The sequence below is a fragment of the Photobacterium sanguinicancri genome, assembly GCF_002265265.1.
In the GTDB taxonomy this organism is placed as follows: Bacteria; Pseudomonadota; Gammaproteobacteria; order Enterobacterales; family Vibrionaceae; genus Photobacterium; species Photobacterium sanguinicancri.
Genome location: NZ_NOIF01000453.1, coordinates 1 through 397 on the forward strand (window position 1 = coordinate 1; position 397 = coordinate 397).

Genomic DNA, 397 nt, shown 5'->3' on the forward strand with positions numbered 1-397 from the left:
ATATTAATCAAAAATAATTCAGATTATTGATAAGGATTAGAACCACATTAATGAGTACCTCACCCTGAATTATTAAACATAATGATGGGAACCAAGCGGACTCTAAAGGAGATTGTTATGGATGCAATCACGCACGGAACTTTCGTTGCACCCACTGAAGACGAATTACTGATTGAACAACCTGAGCTATTTTACTCAGCTGATAACCTTACAACTGAGCTTGAAGACAGTGTCATTGTTTTGAATATTATCTGCCATGATGCATAGCACACCCTATGCCTAGCGCACACAGCTCAAGTACTACACAGCAATAAAACTGTTAAAAAAAGGGCTTCACCTAAGTGAAGCCCTTTGCTATTTCTGTCTCTTATACACATCAGACGCTGCCGACGAATAG

1 protein-coding gene is annotated in these 397 nt (G+C 39.0%); it reads left to right on the top strand.

What is annotated here, in order from left to right; translation table 11 throughout:
• Positions 1-117: 117 nt before the first annotated feature.
• Complete coding sequence (locus ASV53_RS25750; RefSeq protein ID WP_164488552.1) at positions 118-267, top strand: hypothetical protein; 150 nt, start codon at positions 118-120, stop codon at positions 265-267.
• Positions 268-397: the final 130 nt, after the last annotated feature.